Annotated in this window: 3 protein-coding genes; all 3 read left to right on the forward strand. The window is 65.7% G+C overall.

What is annotated here, in order from left to right:
* Window positions 1-1,043: outer membrane beta-barrel protein (locus AC1VAN_RS15365; protein ID WP_480986129.1), on the forward strand; the 1,043-nt coding region annotated here is incomplete at its 5' end.
* A 55-nt stretch (window positions 1,044-1,098) separates the two neighbouring features.
* Window positions 1,099-2,652, forward strand: a complete 1,554-nt coding sequence (locus tag AC1VAN_RS15370; RefSeq protein ID WP_442251940.1) for a serine hydrolase domain-containing protein — start codon at window positions 1,099-1,101, stop codon at window positions 2,650-2,652.
* Complete coding sequence (locus tag AC1VAN_RS15375) at window positions 2,585-3,298, forward strand: M15 family metallopeptidase (RefSeq protein WP_442251939.1); 714 nt, start codon at window positions 2,585-2,587, stop codon at window positions 3,296-3,298. Before AC1VAN_RS15370 ends, AC1VAN_RS15375 begins: the two co-directional genes overlap by 68 nt.
* Window positions 3,299-3,523: the final 225 nt, after the last annotated feature.

The raw sequence follows: 3,523 nt of genomic DNA on the forward strand, positions 1-3,523 counted from the left end.
CCCGCATGAACACCGGCGGTGCCGACCTGCGGCAGAGCGTGGACAAGGACCTGAAAGCGGTCTACCAGGACGAGTACATCCTCGGTTTCCAGAACATGATCAACCAGGCCTGGTCGTGGGGCGTCAACGCCACCTACCGGCGCATGACCCGCGCACTGGATGACATCCGCATCAACTACACCCCGTGCGGACCGACGCCGAGCACGTTGTGGCCGATCGCGAACCCGGGCGAGAGCCTGACCATCTGGGGCGACAAGAGCATCGGCTGCGCCAACGAAGGCTGGATCACCATCGATACCGCCAACAGCGGCTATCGCAAGGGCGGCAGCGGCGAGGTGATCGGTTATTCCAAGCCGAAGCGTACCTACAAGGCGCTGGAATTCCAGATCGATCGCGCATGGGACGAGAAGTGGATGCTCAACGCGTCCTACCTGTGGTCCAAGAGCGAGGGCAATTTCGAAGGGCCGGTGAACTCCGATACCAACTACGGCGACACCGGCATGGTCCAGTTCTGGGATCACCCGGCTACCAATGAACGTTATGGCGTGCTGTTCAATGATTTCCGTCACCAGTTCAAGCTGCGCGCGGCGTATGCGCTGAACAAGCAGTGGTCGTTCGGCACCACGTTGCAGGTGCAGTCCGGCGGCCCGATCACCGCTTATGGCGTCATGTGGCCGAACGATTCGATCGCAGGTGGCAGCACCTCCAGTGAGGGCAGCGGTGGTGGCACCGGCTGGCTGTGCGTGGCCAACTGCTCCGGCCCCTATGACAAACGCCAGTTCGAATACAGCCCGCGTGGTGCCTTCGGTCGCCTGCCGTGGACTTGGACCATGGGCGCGAACGTGACCTGGCGCCTGYCGGTGGAGAGCATCGACCTGAGTGCCCGGCTGTCGGTGTACAACATCTTCAACAACCAGAAGACCATCAACGTGCACCAGCGTTACGAAGCCCAGCCTGGCCAGTACCGCGAGAACACCTTCGCTACCGGTACCCGCTGGCAGGCGCCGCGCTACACCCAGCTGGTGGTGACCTGGAACTTCTGATCGACGAGGATGCGCAGGGCCGGGCGTCGCCCGGCCCTGCCAATGGAGACCGGCCGTGTATCGCCTGCTGACCTTGGCCGCGTTGCTTGCCGCCACCGCCCCAGCAGGGGCGGTGGACACCGCACGCCTGGACGCCGACATCGCCTTCGTGGGCCAGCACGAGCACCTGCCGGGGCTGGCGATGGCGGTGGTCGAGGATGGCCAGGTGGTCTATCGCCACACCGAAGGGGGGCGCGGTGACGGCGGCCGCATCGATGAAGACACGCTGTTCAAGATCGCCTCCAACAGCAAGGCGATGACCGCCGCGCTGCTGGCCACGCTGGTGGAGCAGGGCAAGCTGCGCTGGGACGACCCGGTACGCCGCCATCTGCCGGCGTTCCGCATGCATGACCCCTGGGTGGGCGAACACCTGCAGGTGCGCGATCTGCTGATTCACAACAGTGGCCTCGGCCTGGGGGCCGGTGACCTGATGCTGTGGCCCGAGCCCAATGCCTTCACCCGCAGCGATGTCATCGCAGGGCTGGCACACCTGAAGCCAGTCACCAGTTTCCGCAGCGGCTACGCCTACGACAACCTGATGTACGTCGTTGCCGGTGAGGTGGCTGCGGCCGCCGGTGGCAAGCCGTATGACCAGCTGATGCGCGAGCGGGTGTTTGATCCGTTGGGGATGACCCGTTGCCAGGTGGGCGCATGGTCGGTGAAGCAGGTCGGCAATGTCGCGCAACCGCATGTGCGTCGCGATGGCCGCAATGTGGTGGCCGGTGCCGATGGAACGCTCAGCCCCGATCTGACGTCGATGGCGGCCGGTGGCATCCGCTGTTCGCTGCGCGACATGACGCGCTGGATGCAGGTGCTGCTGGACCCGGCGCTGGCACCGGCGTGGTTGGGCGCCGAGCAACGCCGCATGCTGTGGACGCTGCACATGCCGATGCCATTGGGCGAACGCCAACGCAAGTGGGACAACGCCCACTTCTATGGCTATGGGCTGGGCTGGCGGGTGTCGGACATGGACGGGCACTGGAAGGTCGCGCACACCGGTACGCTGTCGGGCATGTATTCCTCGCTGGCGCTGCTGCCGGATCGCAAGGTCGGCGTGGTGATGCTGATCAACGGCGAGGCCGAAGAAGCCCGCACCGCGTTGATGGAGTCGACGCTGAAACAGTTCACCGCGCCGGATGACGCGCAACCTGTGGGGTACTACCTGGCCGAGCTGAAGGCCGATCGTGCCGAGCGCGCCGCCACGGGAAGTCGTGCACCCTCCACCAGGGCCGCGCAACCGGCCGCCGCCACCGATCTGGCGCAATGGCAGGGGCGTTACCGCGATCCCTGGCTTGGCCCCGCCTCGCTATGCCCCACCAGCAATGGCCTGCGCTTCAGTGTGGACAAATCGCCCGCGCTGCAGGCAACAGTGAAGCAGTTGGAAGGGCGCTGGCTGTTGCAGTGGGATACGCTGGAACCCTCGGCACAGGCGTGGCTGAATCCCGATGCAGGCACGCCGACGCTGGAACTGCGCGCCATCGATCCGGAGATCGACTTCAGCTATGACTTCCAGGACCTGCATTTCACTCGTACTGGCGATTGCCCTGGCAGCGGCGGCCCACGCCGCTGAGCCACCACGCATCTCGCCCGCCACCGACGTCACTGCGGCGGGACTGGTGGAGATCCGCACGCTGTCACCGCGCATCGAGATGGACATCCGCTACGCCGGTGCCAACAACTTCACCGCTGCGCGCGTGCCCGGCTATGAGGCGCCCGCGTGTTATCTGATGGCGCCGGTGGCAAAGGCGTTGGCCGCTGTGGAAGCTGACCTGCGCGCGCAGGGTTTTGGCTTGCGTCTCTACGATTGCTATCGCCCGGTGCGCGCGGTGCAGGCGTTCATGGCCTGGGTGAGTGATCCGCAGGAACAGTCGCGCAAGGCGCTGCAGTATCCGGATCTGGACAAGCCGCAGCTGCTGAGCGACGGCTACATCGCCGAGCGCTCCGGCCACAGCCGTGGTGCCACCGTGGATCTGGGCCTRCTGGATTGCCGCAGCGGGCGCTGTACGCCGATGGACATGGGCACCGATTTCGACTTCTTCGGCCCGCGCGCGCATACGCAGACGCCCGGCCTGAATGACGCACAGAAGGGCAACCGCCAGCAGCTGGTACAGGCGATGGCACGGCGTGGTTTCGCCAACTATGCGCAGGAGTGGTGGCACTACACGCTGCAGCCCGAGCCGGACTCCGGTACCGCCTACGACGTGCCAGTGCGGTAAGGGGTTGTCGGCAGGGCTGCGCCCTGCACCCGCCGAATCGACGGCAACAGCAACAGCAACAGCAACAGCGGGCATTCCGTGGGATGGCGGGGTGGATCCGGTTGCGGGGGCCGCTGCAAGTACGTCCATGTAAGCTCGGTCGCCGCATCCATGCGGCTCACGCCCCCTCAACCGGACCCACCCCGCCTTCGACAGATTTCCGCGATCTGTCGGGAAGGCATGGCC

The sequence above is a fragment of the Stenotrophomonas sp. 05L44_2 genome (assembly GCF_056665995.1).